Here is a 17350-nt window from a genome sequence, read left to right as displayed (position 1 = left end):
ATGACGAAATGCGCGACAATACGCCGCCCCAAATTTCACGACAGATCTCCGGGAACAGCTTAATGACAGACTCCAAGTCCTCCGATACCAGTGTGAACTTGACCCCTTGGGAACGTTACCAGAAGGATCTCGAACGCGCGGATTTTCAGAAGGACGCTGCTCAGGAAGATGCTGTCAGCCGTCTGCAGTCACTGTACGACAAACTGGTCGATGCGGAAAGTGATCGCAATAAGGCGATGACCAAGCTGCGCCGAAAACTGAAGAAGGGCAAGGAAGATCCGGTTACCGGGCTGTATTTCTGGGGCGGCGTTGGTCGCGGTAAGACTTACCTGATGGATACCTTCTACGAATCCCTGCCTTTTGATCGCAAGATGCGGGTTCATTTTCACCGTTTCATGCAGCGGGTTCATACCGAGCTGAAGTCTCTCAAGGGCGAGAAAAACCCACTGGAGTTGGTGTCCAAGAAGTTCGCTGACGAAGCCCGTGTGATCTGTTTTGACGAGTTTTTTGTTTCCGACATTGGTGACGCCATGATCCTCGCCACCCTGATGGACGGTCTGTTTAGCCGTGGCGTGACTCTGGTGTGCACCTCCAACATTGTTCCGGATGGACTGTATAAGGACGGCCTGCAGCGGGCGCGTTTCCTGCCTGCGATCGCCCTGGTGAAAAAGCATACTCAGGTTGTGAATGTTGATGGTGGTATCGATTACCGCCTCAGGACTCTGGAACAGGCGGAGCTGTTTCATTCTCCGCTGGATGCCGACGCCGATGTCAGCCTGCGGGCGAGTTTCGATGCCCTGGCGGTGGAGGCCGGCAAGCACAGCAAGACCATGGAGATAAATGGTCGGAAGATTCCGGCCCAGGCTCATGCTGATGACGTGGTCTGGTTTGATTTCGTGGATGTGTGTGACGGCCCCCGTAGCCAGAACGACTACATAGAGTTGGCTCGGCAGTTTCACGCGATCATTATCAGTAATGTCCCTGTGCTGGGGCGCGAGAATGATGACCAGGCCCGTCGGTTCATCAACATGGTGGACGAGTTTTACGATCGTAATGTGAAGGTGATCATGTCCGCCGCGGCTCCTATAACCGAGCTTTATTCAGGTGGCCGGCTCAGTTTCGAGTTTGAAAGAACCGAATCACGACTGCTGGAAATGCAGTCCCATGAGTATCTGGAAGCACCGCACAAGCCGTAAATAATCCCATAAGAATTCAGTAGAACTGAATCAGAACGATAGGCAGAGCGAGAGCTTGGCCATCAATAACACAGAGAGATCGATCTATGAGCAACGATAACGTAGTAATTGTCAGTGGGGTTCGTACCCCAATGGGTGGTTTTCAGGGCAGCCTGTCGGCTGTTAGCGCGCCTGACCTTGGCGCTCTCACCATTGCCGAGGCGGTAAAACGCGCTGGTTTGCAGCCGGCTGATGTCCAGGAAGTGATCATGGGCAATGTGCTGCCCGCCGGACTTAAGCAAGGTCCGGCTCGCCAGGCCATGCGCAAGGCTGGTCTGCCAGACAACACCGGTGCCACCACCATCAACAAGCTTTGCGGTTCCGGTATGAAAGCGGCGATGTTTGCCCATGACCTGATCAAGGCGGGTAGCAACGACATCATGGTCGCCGGTGGCATGGAAAGCATGTCCAACGCGCCCTACATTCTGCCCACCGCGCGGAAAGGCTATCGCATGGGACCTGGCGACACAGCGCAGGATCACATGTTCCTCGACGGCCTGGAAGATGCGGAAACGGGTCGCCTGATGGGGGCTTTCGCCCAGGAAATGGCAGACAAGAAGGGATACACCCGTGAGGAGATGGATGACTATGCCATCAACTCGCTCAGGCGAGCCCAGCGTGCGATCACCGAAGGGCTGTTAAAGGGTGAAATCGTTCCCGTGACGGTCAAATCCCGTAAGGGCGACACCGTTGTTGAAGACGATGAGCAGCCGTTCAACGCCAACATCGAAAAGATCCCAAGCCTGCGTCCGGCGTTCAGCAAAGACGGTACCGTGACTGCTGCGAACGCATCGTCTATCTCCGACGGCGCTTCGGCCCTGGTGCTGATGCGGGAATCAGAAGCGGAAAAGCGTGGCTTGAAGCCGCTGGCAAGAATTGTGGGTCACAGCACCCAGTCTCAGCATCCTGCAGAATTCACCTGTGCACCGGTTGGTGCCATCGAGACTCTGCTCGGTAAAACTGGCTGGAGTAAAGAAGAGGTCGACCTGTTTGAAATCAACGAGGCCTTTGCCATGGTGGCCATGATGCCTATCCGCGAGCTGGGGCTCGATCCGGAAAAGGTGAATGTTCATGGTGGTGCCTGTGCCCAGGGGCACCCGGTTGGCTCTACGGGCTCCCGTCTGCTCGTTACCCTGATGTACGCGCTGCAGCGTTATGGCAAGAAGAAGGGCATTGCGGCTCTTTGCATCGGCGGTGGTGAGGCCACGGCCATGGCTATTGAATTGCTGTAAGCTCCTGCAAAAGGGCCCAGGGATGGGCCCGAATCTCCCTCCTGTTCGCCCAAGAAAACCCCGTCAAACCAAAGTGGTTGCATCCAGATTTGTTGTCTATAGTGAAGCGGTGCGAGTAAACCCGCTGGTAAATGGGGTATGAAGGCAAAATCATACTTTTGACTGATCAAAGCGCTCGACAGCGTTAGCTATAGTGCCAACATCACGAGCACTGTGCATGAAGCCTCCTATACATCGTGAATACCAATAATCAGAGCAGCGACTCAGAACAACAATGGAGTAGCCTTCCAATGACAAGAAAAACACAACAATGGCAGCGTTGGACAAAATTGCCGCTAGCCGTAGCAGTTGCGGCCGGCGTGTCCGGTCAAGCCGCAGCCTATTCATTCTATATGGGGGATGTCGAAGCCCAGATTAACACCACGCTTTCCGCGGGTGTCGGTTGGCGGTTGGCCGACCAGGACAAGCGTCTGATCGCGCCTGGTAACCTGGGTCCCGAGTATGCGCCAGGTCAACCTTTGGCCAATACAGGCTCGTCATCAAACAACTTTGATGACGGCAACCTGAATTTCGAGAAAGGCGACACTTACTCCAAGGTTGTTAAGGGTAACAGTGAGCTGTTCCTGAACTACGACGTCGACAGCGATACGCTGACTCGCGTCGGTGCCCTGGTTCGTGGTCGCTACTACTATGACTTTGAGCTCAAAGACGAACAGCGTGCGGTTGACCCGGTTGGTCAGCGTCGTGAGCTGAACGATAAAGCCAAGGATAACGCCTCCGGCGGAGAGCTCCTGGATGCCTACGTGTTCTCTGATTGGTACTTCGGCAATACGCCGGTAAGTCTGCGTTATGGTCGTCAGGTTCTGAGCTGGGGTGAAAGCACCTTTATTCAGGGCGGTATCAACGTCATCAACCCTGTTGACGTGCCCGCGTTCCGTGCGCCGGGCGCCGAATTGAAAGACGCTCTGCTGCCGGTGGAAATGTTCTACGCCTCCGCCGGTGTGACCGAAAATATCACCTTGGAGACATTCGTCCAGGCGGATTGGGAGCCGGTCAAGCCAGACGATTGCGGTACCTTCTTCTCGACAAACGATTTTGCCGCCGATGGCTGTGGCCCCGTACTACTGGCGGGTCAGTTGTCCGATTCGCAGGCATTGGCTCAAGGCCTGGTTGCTCCGCGACTCGGTGATGAAGAAGCCGATTCCAAGGATCAGTTTGGTGTTGCCATGCGCTGGTACGTTCCAGCACTGAACGATTCAGAGCTTGGCTTCTACTACATCAAGTACAACAGTCGTCTGCCGTACGTTAGTGGTCAGGTTAATGACCCAGACAATGGTGTTAGCTTCCCGTCATACTTCATCGAGTATCCCGAGAATATTGATCTGTACGGCATCAGCATCAACACCACGACGCCTGGCGGTTGGTCGTTGGGCGCGGAATATAGCTTCCGTCCGAACATGCCCATCCAGTGGAGCGCGTTTGAGCTGATCTACGGCGGTCTCCAGCTGGAGAATCCGGAAACCGGCGGCAACGCCAGTCTGCTGCAGGATGCTCGGGAAGCTGAGAATGGCGGAGCTAGCCTGAGTGGTCAGAAGGTGGACGGTTACGATCGGTTCAAGGTCTCCCAGGCCCAGTTTACCCTGATCAAGTTCTTCGATCAGGTCATGGGCGCCAGCCGCTTGTCCCTGATCACCGAATTCGGTGCTACCTATATCCACGATCTGCCTGACAACGACGAAGGTCGTTTCGGACGCTCCGGTAACTTCGGTATTGGTACTTTGCCGGGTGGTGCCTGTGACGGTTCTGGTTCAACCGGTGCAGCACTCAACATCAACGCCAATTACTGCACCAATGACGGCTTTACCACCGACTTCTCCTGGGGTTACCGTGCACGCTTCGTTTGGGATTACCCGAACGTGTTCGCAGGCATAAACTTGCGTCCTCAGCTGGCGTGGTCGCATGATGTTGAGGGTTATAGCCCGCAACCAGGCGGTGCGTTCAGCGAAGGCAGTAAAGCGGTAGGTCTCTCACTTGAGGCTGTCTACCAGAACAAGATTACCGGTAATATCGGTTACACCAACTTCTTTGACGGCAAGCCGTACAACGAACTGACTGACCGTGATTTCGCAACAGTGAGTGTTTCCTACTCATTCTGATACCGGCAAGAATTCGGTTAACGAGGTACTTTAAATGAAACTGAACAAGAAACTACTGGCCACGGGTGTATTGGCTGCAAGTGTGTTTGCGGGTCAAGCCTATGGTGCGGTTTCTGCCGAAGAGGCGGCTAAGCTGGGCAATTCTCTGACGCCGATTGGCGCAGAGAAAGCAGGCAACGGCGGCGACATCCCTGCTTGGGATGGTGGGCTGAGCACGCCGCCGGCAGGTTACAAAGGTGATGGTCGCTACGTTGACCCGTTCGAGGGCGAAGAGCCGAAGTTTGTCATTGATCAGAGCAACGTAGACCAGTACGCAGACAACCTGTCGACTGGCCAGATCGCCATGATCAAGCGCTATGACGATTACTTCATGCCGGTCTATGAGACGCATCGCACGGCGACATACCCGAAAGAGGTTAACGACCAGACCACGGCGAATGCCACCAAGGTTGAGCTGATCAAGAATGGTAACGGTCTCGGTAATTACACCGAAGCCACTCCGTTCCCGATTCCTCAGAACGGTCTAGAAGCCATTTGGAACCACATTACCCGTTACCGGGGTGGCTCCGTTGCACGTAACGTTGGACAGGTGACGCCGACGGAAGGTGGCGCCTACTCAGTGGTCAAGTTCCAGGATGAGTTCACTTGGCGTACCGCGCTTGAAGACTTTGAGCCGGGCGAAGATCCCAACGTTCTGTTCTACTTCAAGCAGGCGATTACAGGACCAGCTCGTTTGGCCGGTAACGTACTTCTAGTGCACGAGACCATCGACCAGGTAGCTGAGCCGCGTCGTGCTTGGGTATACAACGCCGGTCAGCGTCGAGTTCGTCGCGCACCTCAGGTGGCCTATGACGGACCGGGTACAGCGGCTGACGGCATGCGTACCTCTGACAACTTCGACATGTACAACGGTGCACCGGATCGATACAACTGGGAGCTGGTTGGCAAGAAGGAGATGTACATTCCCTACAACTCCTACAAGCTGGTCGATCCGAGCCTTAAGTATGACGAGATCATCAAGGCTGGTCATATTAACCAGGACCTGACCCGTTACGAGTTGCACCGTGTCTGGCATGTGCGCGCTACACTGAAGGATGGTGAGCGTCACATCTACGCACAGCGTGATTTCTTTATTGACGAAGACTCCTGGCAGGCTTCTGTGATCGATCACTACGATGGCCGTGGCGAGCTTTGGCGCGTCGCTGAAGCACATGCCATGCAGTTCTACGATCAGGACGTGCCCTGGTACGCCATCGAGGTTCTGTATGACCTGCTGTCGGGTCGCTACCTGGCGCTGGGCCTGACCAACGAGGAAGAAGATCCTTACGAGTTTGGTGCTGATCGCCAGTCTCGGGACTACACGCCGGCGGCACTTCGCCGGGCGGGTACTCGATAAGTGTCAGATAAGAAGTGAAAAAAAACGGCGGGCCTCAGGTCCGCCGTTTTTGTTTGTGGCAACGCTTGTGCGACCATGCGAGTGTTCCGCCAAAGAAAGAGCCACCTCGGAAAACCCTTTCACGTCAAAATTTTGCAGCCCGCCCCTGAATTGGTTTAACCTCCTATCATACTAAAGGCGTACCCGGAGTCGGTCGCCATTGGAAGTTCAGTGCAGAGATCCATTTTCCGGTCAAAAATTGCCATGCATTTTGGCCGGTTTTGCAGCGGGGCAGTGCGTGAAACCATTCAATGATGGCTGTGCAGCCAACGACGAATTTCAGTCAGCTAACAGTAATCTTCAGCGGGGTGAGCTCGTTCGGGATCTGCTGAGGCAAAGGCTTCAGATCCCGCTGTTGCCGGTCGATACACTGGCGCGGCCGGCCCTGGATCAACTGATTGCCGAAGCGCTTATTCCTCGGGGGGTGCTGTTTGTTGAGGCGCCCTGCGGCTACGGTAAATCTCATGCCGTGACGGCGGGCCTACATGCTGCCGATGTTCATCCAGACAGGTTTCGCTGGGTAGCGCTGAGTGAGCAGGATAATTCGCCTTCCCGATTTCTGACGCTTATTGCCATTGCACTCGACTTGCCGGAGGCCTCCGAGAGTAGCCTGCAGGGTGGGGCAACGTTTTCAGATGCGCTGGCGATGATGCTGGTCACGCTGGACCGGGAGCTAGAGTCGCCTTCACGGACACTCATTCTCGACAATGTTCAAAACCTTGGTAACCCCGCCGTTGTTGCGTTGCTGCAACAGCTGATGTCCGATCTTCCGGCGTGCCTGTCGATGGTGCTGCTTTCACGGCGCGCGTTGCCATTTGAGACCCACGGTCTTGAGCTTGAAAGCCGCTTCAGCCGGCTGTCCAGTGAGACCCTGGAATTTAGTCGGTCCGAAACTTTCGAGTTCTACGGCCAGTTGCTGGAATCAAACCAGCTCACCAGTGTGGCCATCGACAATCTGTATGACATGACCGAAGGCTGGCCGACGCCCCTTGCCCTGTACCGGCGCGAGCTGATCCGCCACAGTGAGCTCAAGCCAGTGCAGGAAACCAATAGCGTAGAGTGTTTTCTGAAAGAGTCGGTTCTGGGCAACCTCACCTCTGCTCAACGACGTTCTGTTCGTGTCATGGCAGAACTTGAGCTGTGTTCTGATGAGTTCTTCCTTGCATTGGCTCCGGTGATGCCCGAAATAGGTTTTGTGCCCTCCCAGGCAATGGAGCATGGTTTACCGTTAAAGGCCATGCCCGGTCGAGGACGCTGGTACAGGATGAATCCTTTGCTGCAGGAATGGCTGAAAGCGCCTGTTATGGCTGGGCACGTAGACCGGATGAGTTATGCCTGCCATTGGTTCGAAGAGCGGGAACAGTTTCCTGAAGCTTTGAAATACGCTTTGCTGGCTGGCGACTCGGATGCGGTGGTGGCGATCGCTTCAGAGGGTTCAGAGGCTTTGCTGCTGGGGCAGGACACTGCCTCCCTGTTGCGGTTACGAAAGAGCCTGCCGAATCAGCTTCTGGAGCGCAGTGCCCGGCTCAGAATTGTTTACGGATGGGTTCATGCCATAGGCGGACAGTTTCGTCAGGCCAGATCCCTGATCGATGGGCTCGAAGCGTCCGATGCTAAGGAGCATGCAGCACGCATCTGCGCGTTGAGAGCCTTTATCCTCCGGGGAGAAGGCAAGGTAGTGCCGGCATTGGAAATGGCTGATCAGGCCCTGAGTGCAGGTGATTTGTCCACTCAGGGACAGCTGGTTACCCAGATGGTGAGATCAAGCGCATTGTGTGCATGTGGCCGCTTCACGGAGGCGAGGGATGCCAATCGCGCCGCAGCAAGGCTTGCTCGGGAAGCGGGCGATGCAGGCTCGGAGGCACTGGCGGTATACGCCCATGCCAGAATTGAGCTCGGTAAGGGGTCGTTAAAGCATGCGGAGCAGCTACTGCGTACCGGGCTGGATACCGCGATGCATGAACTGGCACGGCCGGCCAAGATCGGTGAAACCCGTCTGCAGCTGAATCTGGTGCTGGTGTTGTGGCATCAGGGCCGAGACACAGAGGCTGACCGTCTTCTGGTCACCTGTGGTCGTCATGCCGAGCGTACTCGCGACCTTGGGTTGCTGTTGGCAATGTCTGTTCGCGTTCTGATGTGTCGAGCGGCAGGCCGGCTGGATGATGCGTTCGTCTGGATTGGCCGTGCCGAACGCACCATGCACGCCTGGCAGGTGGATGAAACCCTGTTCGTTCCTGTGCTGGAAGCACTCAAGGCCAGCTGCTGGTTGGCCCAGAACCAGGTGGATAGTGCCGCTCAGGCGGTTGCCAAGCTGGAGCCTTATCGTCTGGCGGGCTGTGTGCCGGAGCTTTTCCCGATGATGCCAGGGTTGTTGGACTGCATGGACGTCCGGGTGGCTCTGGCGCGCGGCGACAGTGTACGTGCACGCGAAACCCTGACGGGCATTCGGGAGCGTTATGAGGCGGTGATTCCGTGGGGGGTAGAGCTGCACATTCGTTTGCTGGAGGCAGTGCTCGTGCAGGAAGAGAAGGGGCTGAGTGCAGCGCAAAAGATCCTGGCTTCGGTGGTCGCCGAAGCATCGCGGGAGCATTTCATCAGTCCGTTTGCGGAGCTTCAGAATGAACTTCGGGATCTGATGACGAAAGGGTTCGCCCAGATCGCGAATGGACCGTTCAAGGATTCCTTGGGGCGCTTGTACCGCATTCAGCCTGAAACTGAGTCAGCTGAGGCACTGGCGGAGCCGATCAGTGATCGGGAGCAAGGTGTCCTGGAGTTGATTGCGAAAGGGCTGTCGAACCAGGAAATTGCTGACAAACTTCATATCTCATTGCACACGGTCAAAACCCACGCGCGCCGAATTAACGCCAAGCTGGCAGTGAGGTCGCGTACTCAGGCTATTGTCCGTGCACGGGAATTGGGGCTGCTTTAACTCTGCCTAGCCGGCTTTCAAGGCTTCGATACGGGCATCTTTGTCGGCCCAGAGTTCACTGATCCATTGCTGAAAATCTTTGCGCATTTCGCGGTCGTTCTCGTAATCCATGCCCAAAAAACGAGGCGGAATTTCCCGTGTGCGAACATCGATAACGATGCGACGGATGCGTCCGCATAGATAATCCCAGAAGCCTGCTTTGCCATCCGGATAGACGATGGTGACGTCCAGCATGGTGTGAATGATCTCGCCCATCGCCTGCAGGACGAACGCGGTACCCCCTGCACGTGGTTTCAGAAGATGCTTGTACGGTGAGTTCTGGTGCTGGTGTTTTTCCGGGGTGAAGCGCGTCCCCTCCATGAAATTGAATACTGTTACCGGCGTGTAGCGGAACTTTTCACAGGCGGCCTGCGTTGCTGCAACGTCCTTGCCTTTAAGTTCCGGCCGCTGGGCAATTTGCTCTTTGGTATGGCGATGCATGAACGGAAAATCCAGCGCCCACCAGGCAATCCCCAAAAACGGCACCCAGATCAGCTCCTTTTTTAGAAAAAACTTCAATAACGGGATACGACTGTTCAATACGTACTGAATGGCGGGTATGTCCGCCCAGCTTTGATGGTTGCAGGTGACAAAATACCAGTGTTCAGAGCTTAGCTTTTCCACTCCCCGCACATCCCACTCAACCTGATGCAGCGTGTCCATCAGCAGATTGTTAAATCCGATCCAGATCCTGGCAATTCGGTTGAGCACAACCGTACAGGCTTTTCTTACTGGTACGACGGGTAAAACCAGCTTGCCTATAGCAAACAGCAATAGAACTGGAAAGAGCACCAGGGTATTGCACAGGATGAGTAGCGCCGCCAGGGTTCCTTTCAGCGGCGCGGGCAAAAAGTGAAGCATTAGAGGCCGTCTCTGCTGTCAGATTTGTCAGTCGTGGGCTCAGCCGTCACTCGGCTCCGTGGCAGCGGCTTGCTGGTTGGGCAGGAGCGCAGTTTCCGGGGTCGACGTTGCCAGCTTCTGTAACCGGTCCGGGGTTACGTTGCGGACCACGCCCCTAAAGTCGTCATCATAGTAGGACAGGTTGTTGTACTGGATCATCGCCCGGATTTCTTCAACGTAGTCCTGGCCACGTTCGGAATATCCGAGTAACCCTCCAGCCAGTTCAGGCCCGGAAAGGGGATCGTTGCCTCGACGATCCTGAAGCCGAATATCCCGGAGCTCCTGATACGTCGGGTGCCGGTTCAGGTTCTGGATGTACGCCCGTACCGACCGGAACGGCGAAGAAAACTTGGCAACCTCATGGTTGGCGCCTTCCACCCGACTCTTGGGGACCAGGCCACAACCTTTTGAAAAGCACCATTGGCCAAACAGGTTGTAGCCCTTGGTGGCAAAGCGGGACGTGCCCCAGGCAGACTCATTGGCAGCCTGGGCCAGAATCAGGGATGGTGGAATTACGTCCAGACGTTTACGCAGTAGCGCAAACTGTTCCTTGCTGCCTGGCTTGGCGTCGATTCGTAGCCGATCTGCGTGACTATTCAGCCACTGCAGTTCATCTTGAGACAATTCGGATTTCTGGGCCAGGCTCTGCAGGTAATCGCGTTCAATTAGAATCCGGGAATTAGCAAGAACAATGCGCGGATACAAAAACGAGAAAAAGGCGGCTTTTTTCTCGGTTGTGTCGTTGTAGCTGGTGAAGTCGGGCAGGCCCTGATGCGCCCACTTTGGTAGTGCGGGCAAGGATGACAGCGGGAGTTCCGAGCCTGAACGCCCGTCGTCCATTGTGGAAGGTGGCACATAGAAACCACCGCCCACGGCGAATGCAATTAGTGGAAGGATGAGCAAAAGACTACGTTTGGCGGCAGACATAAAACCTCTCGTCACGAACGATATGCCAACGATTATAACAGGTTATACGCTGCCGTCTGCCAATCGGGTCAGTGCCTGCCAGGTCAGGGCTTTTCAGCTTACGAGGGCTCTGGAATTCGGGTTGCCAGCACTAGACCTATCTGTTCTTCACCCGCCTGGGTAGCCCTGAGGCGCAGGTAGAACTGAGTCTGGTCGTCGGTGAAGAAACCGTCCAGGTTGAGATTGGCGTTGGTGAACAGGACTTGACCATCATTCAGGTCGGAGTAGGTCAGGGCAATGTCTGCGGACTCCTGGAGCTCAGGCGCAGAGACCGTTTCACCGCTCACCGAGTGCGAAACCTTTAAAGTGCGAGGTGTCAGAGTAGCTGTGCTTCCTGATGTGATGGTGAGGATTGAGTTCTCAAAGTGGGCCAGGGTGTTACTGCCGCTCCCCAACCCAAGGCGAACACCTTGCAGTCTGAAACGGCCGCTGGCCGGTGCGGGCGAATCGGTTTCGGCGGCTGCGATGAGCAGGCCGTCTCCTCCGGGGCTTCCGTTCAGGTTGAATGCCAGCATGTCACCCTCAGGATTGCTGGCGCCGACACCGATATCCGGCTGCTCAAAAGATCCCGAGGCATCGTCTACGTCCAGATTCAGGCGGCCAATGTTTTTGTCACCGTCACTGAGCCGGGAGGTGCGCGAACTCAGCGTCCAAGGCGTGAGCAGAGTATCAACGCTTGAGGACACGGTCCCGCTGGAGCCTCTTTGGATCTGTAGGATAGTTTGGTTTTGGGTGATGGTTGCGGTAGCCCGGCCATCTTCTGCTGCGCCGTCCACTGCAATGTTCCAGGTACCCAGGCCGGATTCAAAGGCAACTGGCACAGTGCCCTCGCCGAATTGCAGTGCAAGGTACACGACATTGAGTTCCCTGCCATTGAGCGTGTCCAGTTCGAAGTCTGGCTCCCGCAACAGATCAATCTCCAGTACCGACAGGTAATGATCTTCAACAGTTTCTTTGCGTTTTAGTTCGTCTCCCGCTTCTTCGAGTTCGATGGCTTTACCGGCGCTGAAGTAGCCGCTGATAATCCGGTCCGGGCCGACGGTCTCGGACACCGGGGTAGACGTGTAGGCGTCAAGGTAATAGGGGTTGCGGGTCCAGCCGATTGTTTTCGACGTGCCTCGCCCGGTGATGCTCTGGTAAAGCGCTCGACCTGCCAACAGCCGGGAATCGTCCAGTAGCGTGGCGGCACCGGGGGATGAAGCGTGGGTGTTGAGTGACCATTGATCTGAGCCGCGCAGAAAGAAGTTGTTGCCAACCTGATGAATAAGCGCTTCACGCTCGTAGGGGATGTCGCTGGCGAGCGATGTCACCTTTATGTTGAAGGCATCGAAACTGGTCAGCGTTAGTGCCGGATAGACGTACCCGACGCCGTTGATGTCGTCCAACCGTTCTTCTTTGGCAAGGCGAACACCCCATTGCCCTGAGTTCGTCAGTGAGCTTTCGAGGGACGTCTGGCCCAACTCAACGCCAAAAAACACGGCATTGTAATCCGCCGAGCTGGCGCTGATCTTGCCCGAGGAAGTTTCATCAAGCAGGGCATAGTCGGCCATGGCCGCGACGTAGTTGGAAAAATCACCACGATCAGAGAGTGTCGTAAGAGCAAGTTCCAGGTCTGCGTCGGATGAGATGTCGATTTCGAAATCGTGCACCTGGTCAGCAAGGGTCGACCACACGTATTTATTCAGGCAAAGCTGACCGCCGGCGTCTGCTACACAGTCCAGAATGCCCTGTAGCTGGCTTTCGCTGTACTCGGCGAGGGTGTTGCGAACCAGGTATTCGGAAAAAGGGTTGATCTTCACGTCGCGGTCAGCGTCGGCGGCCAACGCCCGCATCACAGTGTTGTTGTAACTGGCCTCAATGATGACATCGGGACCGAGGTGCTGCCCTCCGTCAAAGCCAATAACGGTAAAGCCATTGTCATCGGTGCGCATGGATACCGGAACTGCCCCCAGGTTCTGGAGGGACGTGTTGGTGGTGTACACCTGCACCCGATCAGGCTGAACAATTCTTAAATTGCGCCGGGTGAGTTCGGCGTCCGGCGCCACGCCACCGGGGACTTCCATGGTAATCCGGACTTCATTGGCGGCCAGGCCATTGCTGTTGCTGGAATCGCCAGTGCTGGCGGAACTGAAATCGTTGACAGGATTTTGTCCGCCGGCAAAATCATTGGGGTTGCCCCTTACATCTCGGATGGCATCGTCGCCACCGCCGCAGCCAATAAGAGCCGTAAATGCTGCGTAAAAAGCGAGCCTCGATTTCAGTCGCATACCTGACGATCCCCACCGAAAATTCAGGCGTTCAGTCTATCAGCGGGGGAGCCGGCAAAGCGTGAGGGATGGCACGAAAAAGGCGCCCAAGTAGGCGCCTTTTCTATTTCCGTGACCCTGGTGCTGGGTCAGATCCGAACATCAGAAGAAGATCTTCATGCCTGCCATAACGCCTTCATCGAGATTGACGTCGCCACGGTAGGGGCGGTCAAGATCGGTGTTCAGGTAGCGATAACCGGCAAAAACCTCGGCGTTGCGAATCACTCGATAGCTGCCTCGCAGTTCAAGGCTGGTCAGGTCATCGGAATCACCAAAGGCCAGGATGCTCGGCGCGTAGTGCAGACCGCCAGTGAAGGACAGGCCTGGCACCTTGGGGATGTTCAGGGTTGCAAAGCCACCCAGTGCAACGGCGCCGCCGTCCAGCTCATCGGCATCCCAGCCGAAGGCACGCATGCCAATGCCGGCGGTAGTGGGCAGGTTGCCAATGGCGGTCCGGCCTTGGGCATGAAAATCCAGGTTCAGGATGTCCAAGCCACCTTCACGGTAGGTGTAGCCTGTTCCCAGTTGCAGTTCGTCGTTGCTGCCCAGGAAGTTCACCTGGCCTTTTACTGAGTCGTTAGTGAGACTCAGGTCGACATCGCCGGCAAACGCCGGAGCTGCAGCGAGAGACAGAACCATCAGGGAAATACGGGACGCTTTCATGCATGCACCTTTCGTAAGTGATTAAAAAAGTTGGGGTATGGTAACGGGCCGACCTTGGGCACTCAACTTAAAAGGTGGTAAGCCACGTTTAATCTGGTGCTAGATCGACTATTCAGTGACGGGTTTCTTCGCCGCCCTGGTCGAGATCGTCCGGCGAGACGTTCTCGGCGGGAACCCGGTATTCTTCATTGGCCCAGGCGCCGAGGTCGATGAGCTTGCAGCGCTCGGAGCAGAACGGGCGGAACGGGTTGGATTCGGTCCATTCCACGGTTTTTTTGCAGGTGGGGCATTCAACGTTCATGGTTGCCTTTGACGCTCGTATAACTGTATCTGTTGCCCGCAATCTGCTCAGGAGACTGCGGACGCCTTACAGTATTGTTCCAGTACTGCCCTCAACATTTCAATATTGACAGGCTTGGCTACGAACGAATCCATGCCGGCGCGTCGGCATTTTTCCTCGTCTTCTTCCATGGCACTGGCTGTGAGTGCCACCACAGGGGTGCGATCACGCTGATTGGTGGCCTCCCATTGTCGCAGCCGCCGTGTGGCTTCAAACCCGTCCACCCGGGGCATCAAACAATCCATGAATACCAGATCAAATGGATTGATCTGCCAGAGGCTGGCGGCTGCTTCGCCATCGTTGGCCGTCATCACATCACAGCCCAGTTTTTCCAGCAGCCTGCGGGTGAGTGTGCGGTTGACAGGGTTGTCTTCAACCAGCAGCACTTTCATGCGTCCACAGGGCAGTTCCCGACGGCAAGAGGAATCGCTGACGGCCTGCAGCGAGAACCGGGTCAGGAATCGCCGTTCCTTTTTCGCCGCGTCTGCGAAGAGCTGATTCAGGATAGGCATCAGGCAGGACTCGCGCAGCGACTTGCTCAGGAACGCATCGGCGCCGGCTTGGCGGAAGTGCTCAGCATCGCCGCGCTGGGGGTTAGACGACAGCATCAGCAGGCGCATGTCGGCCCACAACGGGTTGCCGCGAATCTGCCGGCACAGGAGGTCGCTGTCCATGTCTGGAACAAAGCCGTCCAGAACAATGGCGTCGAATGGCTGCTGGCTATCAAATGCCTGGCGAAGGGACGTCAATGCCTCGCCGGCAGATTTAACAGCCTCAATGTGAACGTCATGCCGGGAGAGCATTTCCAGGGTAATCTTGCGGGAAAGCTCGTAAGAGTCCACCACCAGAATACGGCGGTTTTTAACCATCCGGTCATCTGGCCTTACCCGGGTTGAGCTTTCCGGTGCGACCGGTAGTTTGAGCTCGATCCAGAAGGTGGAGCCTTCGCCAGGACGACTCTCCAGATCCAGTGAACCCTCCATCAGGTTGACCAGCTGTCGGCAAATGGTCAGGCCAAGGCCGGCACCGGGCAGCTGGCGCTGGAAGCGTTGTTCAAGCTGAACGTAGGGTTCACACACCAGGGGAATATCTTCCGGGTTGATACCAACACCGGTGTCTTCCACCGCCAGGCGAAGCCTGAGCTCTCCGTCGCGTCGGCCCAGAACCTCGATACTGATCAAAACGTGCCCAGAATCGGTGAACTTGATGGCGTTGGAGGTCAGGTTGAGAAGGATTTGGCGAACCCGAACCGGGTCACCCTTCAGAACCCAGGGCAGGTTTTCATCAATGCGCAGCTCAAGAGCGAGGCCTTTTTCTCGCGCCCTGGGCCCAAGCATGTGCACCAGATCGTTCAGGGTCTCCCGTAGATCAAAGGGAATATCATCCAGTACCAGTTTGCCCGCTTCCATTGCTGAAATATCAAGCAGATCATTGATAATTGCCGACAGACCTTCGGATGCGTTTAGCAGGGTGGCAACGTATTCGCTCTGCTCCTGGTCCAGGGGGGTGTCGGTGAGCAGGTTGGCGTAGCCGAGTACTGATTGCAGGGGAATGCGGAGTTCGTGGCTGACGTTGGCGAGAAACTGGTTCTTGGCGTGATTGGCCCTTACCGCTTGATCCCGTTCGCCCTGGGATTGAATCGTAGTCTGGCGCAGGGACTGGGTGTCTTCGAGGATCTGGAGTCGCATCTTGTTCAGCGCCTGCTCCAGTTCGGTCAGCTCATCCGGCGTTTTGGGTGGAGAGCGTTTGAGCTTTAGCGGATCAACCAGAGCATCGAGATTGAGTCTGGCGGCGTAGTCGGCCATGGCCTCAAGGTGCCGCGAAAGCGTCAGGCGAACAATGATCAGCAAGCCAAAGGTGCCCAGCATTACCACAATTGATTGAAACAGCAGGTTCAGCAACGCCCGATCCCTGAGGTCGTCGTAGATGCGCTCCACTGAGGAAGTGAGGGTGAGCTTGCCAACATCTTCGGGACTGCGAAAAGTGGACCGGTCGAAAATCAGAGGGAAGGTTTGTGAGATTACCCGGCCTTCGGGAAAGGTGCCGGTGGTGAACTCGTCACCGGTCGAGGTACTTACCCGTGCGTGTTGGATAGCATTGACGGCTTTCATGTCATCGAGGCTGTTGGCAACCTCGCTGTAATTCATCAACCAGATGTTGTTGCTCATACTGCCGGACACCAATTCGGCAGCACGGGCCTGGGTGTTTTGCAGGTCTTCTTTCCGGCGTTCAAATTCGCCGATCATCTGGATGCCGGTCGCAACCAGCGAAAACACCAGGCTGAACAGCAACACATACGCAAGCAGACGGGCCGCGAGCGGCCGGATTCCCAAGCGTTTTAAAAACCGGTTTGAAGGCAATGCACGAGTTCCCTGTGTCGACTACTAACTCACCTGCCGGAGTTTAACAGACAGTTAGGACTTCGACACGTTCCTGTGAATCAAGGTTCACGAAGCGGAAGCGAACGTTCAAATCGTAAAGGTGCGCCCCGTAAATTCGCTCTTCCTCCCGACCCCGGCGGAATGAGGGCCGTGGGTCGTAACTGACCACATCTTTGATCAGGTTTCGCAGATCAGGGTATTCCTCTGGCGGGAGGGTCTGGAGCTGCTGTTCGGCTTCTGGCAGAAAAGAGACTGACAGCTGCTCGGTGGGCGGGCTGTCGGCCCATCCCAGAGAAGCTTCGGGCACCGCGTCGGCAAATGGCAGGTAGGGCTTGATGTCGAGAATAGGGGTGCCGTCGATCAGGTCGTGATCGCTGATGTTCAGGATCAGTCGGCCGTCTTTGCGACTGATTCCCCGGTTCCTGACGACAGACAGGCCCAGACTGTTGGGCCGAAATGGCGACCGGCTGGCAAAGACCCCTATCTTCCGGTTACCGCCAAGACGAGGAGGCCGGACCACCGGGCGCCACTCGGCACGAACCGCTTCGTGGAACTGAAAGGTGAGCCAGAGATGGGTAGCCGATTCCAACCCCCGGAACGCATCCTCACGATCGTAAGGTGGTTCGATGACAAGTTCCGCGTGGGCGTAGCGGGTCAGTCCCGGTTGCCGGGGCACGCCGAATTTGTCGCGAAAACACGACCGGGTAAGAGCGATTGGCGAAAGTGTCAGGGCGTCCAGCGCCGGACGGGAGGGGTGTCTTGGCATCG

General features: G+C 56.1%; 12 protein-coding genes. 5 read left to right on the top strand and 7 right to left on the bottom strand.

What is annotated here, in order from left to right; translation table 11 throughout:
* Positions 1–98 precede the first annotated feature (98 nt).
* The 5 genes from zapE (at position 99) to QUE89_RS11990 (ending at position 8987) form a co-directional block, all read left to right on the top strand.
* Positions 99–1196: a cell division protein ZapE gene (gene zapE, locus QUE89_RS12010; protein ID WP_286222880.1), complete on the top strand. Its 1098-nt coding sequence runs from the start codon at positions 99–101 to the stop codon at positions 1194–1196.
* A gap of 86 nt (positions 1197–1282) precedes the next feature.
* Positions 1283–2467 (top strand): thiolase family protein, encoded by a 1185-nt coding sequence (locus tag QUE89_RS12005; protein WP_286220314.1) that lies wholly within the window; start codon positions 1283–1285, stop codon positions 2465–2467.
* Positions 2468–2757: 290 nt separating this feature from the next.
* Positions 2758–4623 (top strand): DUF1302 domain-containing protein, encoded by a 1866-nt coding sequence (locus QUE89_RS12000; RefSeq protein ID WP_286220313.1) that lies wholly within the window; start codon positions 2758–2760, stop codon positions 4621–4623.
* Between the two features lie 34 nt (positions 4624–4657).
* On the top strand, positions 4658–6019 hold the full coding sequence (locus QUE89_RS11995; RefSeq protein ID WP_286220312.1) for a DUF1329 domain-containing protein: 1362 nt from the start codon (positions 4658–4660) through the stop codon (positions 6017–6019).
* 277 nt (positions 6020–6296) lie between these two features.
* Complete coding sequence (locus QUE89_RS11990) at positions 6297–8987, top strand: helix-turn-helix transcriptional regulator (protein ID WP_286220311.1); 2691 nt, start codon at positions 6297–6299, stop codon at positions 8985–8987.
* Positions 8988–8993: 6 nt separating this feature from the next.
* Here the strand turns inward: QUE89_RS11990 and yihG are convergent, their stop codons facing one another.
* The 7 genes from yihG to tsaA all read right to left on the bottom strand — a co-directional run bounded on the left by yihG (position 8994) and on the right by tsaA (position 17348).
* Positions 8994–9887 (bottom strand): 1-acylglycerol-3-phosphate O-acyltransferase, YihG family, encoded by an 894-nt coding sequence (gene yihG / locus QUE89_RS11985; RefSeq protein ID WP_286220310.1) that lies wholly within the window; start codon positions 9885–9887, stop codon positions 8994–8996.
* Between the two features lie 39 nt (positions 9888–9926).
* On the bottom strand, positions 9927–10853 hold the full coding sequence (locus QUE89_RS11980; RefSeq protein WP_286220309.1) for a glucosaminidase domain-containing protein: 927 nt from the start codon (positions 10851–10853) through the stop codon (positions 9927–9929).
* 98 nt (positions 10854–10951) lie between these two features.
* Positions 10952–13159: a hypothetical protein gene (locus QUE89_RS11975; RefSeq protein WP_286220307.1), complete on the bottom strand. Its 2208-nt coding sequence runs from the start codon at positions 13157–13159 to the stop codon at positions 10952–10954.
* Positions 13160–13300: 141 nt separating this feature from the next.
* Positions 13301–13861, bottom strand: coding sequence for a YfaZ family outer membrane protein (locus QUE89_RS11970; RefSeq protein ID WP_286220306.1), 561 nt, complete (start codon positions 13859–13861; stop codon positions 13301–13303).
* A gap of 112 nt (positions 13862–13973) precedes the next feature.
* Positions 13974–14162: a DNA gyrase inhibitor YacG gene (gene yacG, locus QUE89_RS11965; RefSeq protein WP_041341109.1), complete on the bottom strand. Its 189-nt coding sequence runs from the start codon at positions 14160–14162 to the stop codon at positions 13974–13976.
* A 47-nt stretch (positions 14163–14209) separates the two neighbouring features.
* Positions 14210–16447 (bottom strand): response regulator, encoded by a 2238-nt coding sequence (locus tag QUE89_RS11960; RefSeq protein WP_286222879.1) that lies wholly within the window; start codon positions 16445–16447, stop codon positions 14210–14212.
* 157 nt (positions 16448–16604) lie between these two features.
* Positions 16605–17348, bottom strand: coding sequence for a tRNA (N6-threonylcarbamoyladenosine(37)-N6)-methyltransferase TrmO (tsaA, locus tag QUE89_RS11955; RefSeq protein WP_286220305.1), 744 nt, complete (start codon positions 17346–17348; stop codon positions 16605–16607).
* Positions 17349–17350: the final 2 nt, after the last annotated feature.

It is taken from the genome of Marinobacter sp. LA51 (assembly GCF_030297175.1).
GTDB lineage: Bacteria > Pseudomonadota > Gammaproteobacteria > Pseudomonadales > Oleiphilaceae > Marinobacter > Marinobacter apostichopi.
Note: the sequence above shows the minus strand (reverse complement) of the source record. Positions and strands in the feature narration are given on the sequence as shown.

What these genes read in the sequence shown, in the direction of transcription:
- QUE89_RS12005 (WP_286220314.1), top strand. Translation starts at nt 1,283, where the DNA reads ATGAGCAACGATAACGTAGTAATTGTCAGTGGGGTTCGTACCCCAATG.
- QUE89_RS12000 (WP_286220313.1), top strand. Translation starts at nt 2,758, where the DNA reads ATGACAAGAAAAACACAACAATGGCAGCGTTGGACAAAATTGCCGCTA.
- QUE89_RS11995 (WP_286220312.1), top strand. Translation starts at nt 4,658, where the DNA reads ATGAAACTGAACAAGAAACTACTGGCCACGGGTGTATTGGCTGCAAGT.
- yihG (WP_286220310.1), bottom strand. Translation starts at nt 9,887, where the DNA reads ATGCTTCACTTTTTGCCCGCGCCGCTGAAAGGAACCCTGGCGGCGCTA.
- QUE89_RS11980 (WP_286220309.1), bottom strand. Translation starts at nt 10,853, where the DNA reads ATGTCTGCCGCCAAACGTAGTCTTTTGCTCATCCTTCCACTAATTGCA.
- QUE89_RS11975 (WP_286220307.1), bottom strand. Translation starts at nt 13,159, where the DNA reads ATGCGACTGAAATCGAGGCTCGCTTTTTACGCAGCATTTACGGCTCTT.
- QUE89_RS11970 (WP_286220306.1), bottom strand. Translation starts at nt 13,861, where the DNA reads ATGAAAGCGTCCCGTATTTCCCTGATGGTTCTGTCTCTCGCTGCAGCT.
- yacG (WP_041341109.1), bottom strand. Translation starts at nt 14,162, where the DNA reads ATGAACGTTGAATGCCCCACCTGCAAAAAAACCGTGGAATGGACCGAA.
- QUE89_RS11960 (WP_286222879.1), bottom strand. Translation starts at nt 16,447, where the DNA reads ATGATCGGCGAATTTGAACGCCGGAAAGAAGACCTGCAAAACACCCAG.
- tsaA (WP_286220305.1), bottom strand. Translation starts at nt 17,348, where the DNA reads ATGCCAAGACACCCCTCCCGTCCGGCGCTGGACGCCCTGACACTTTCG.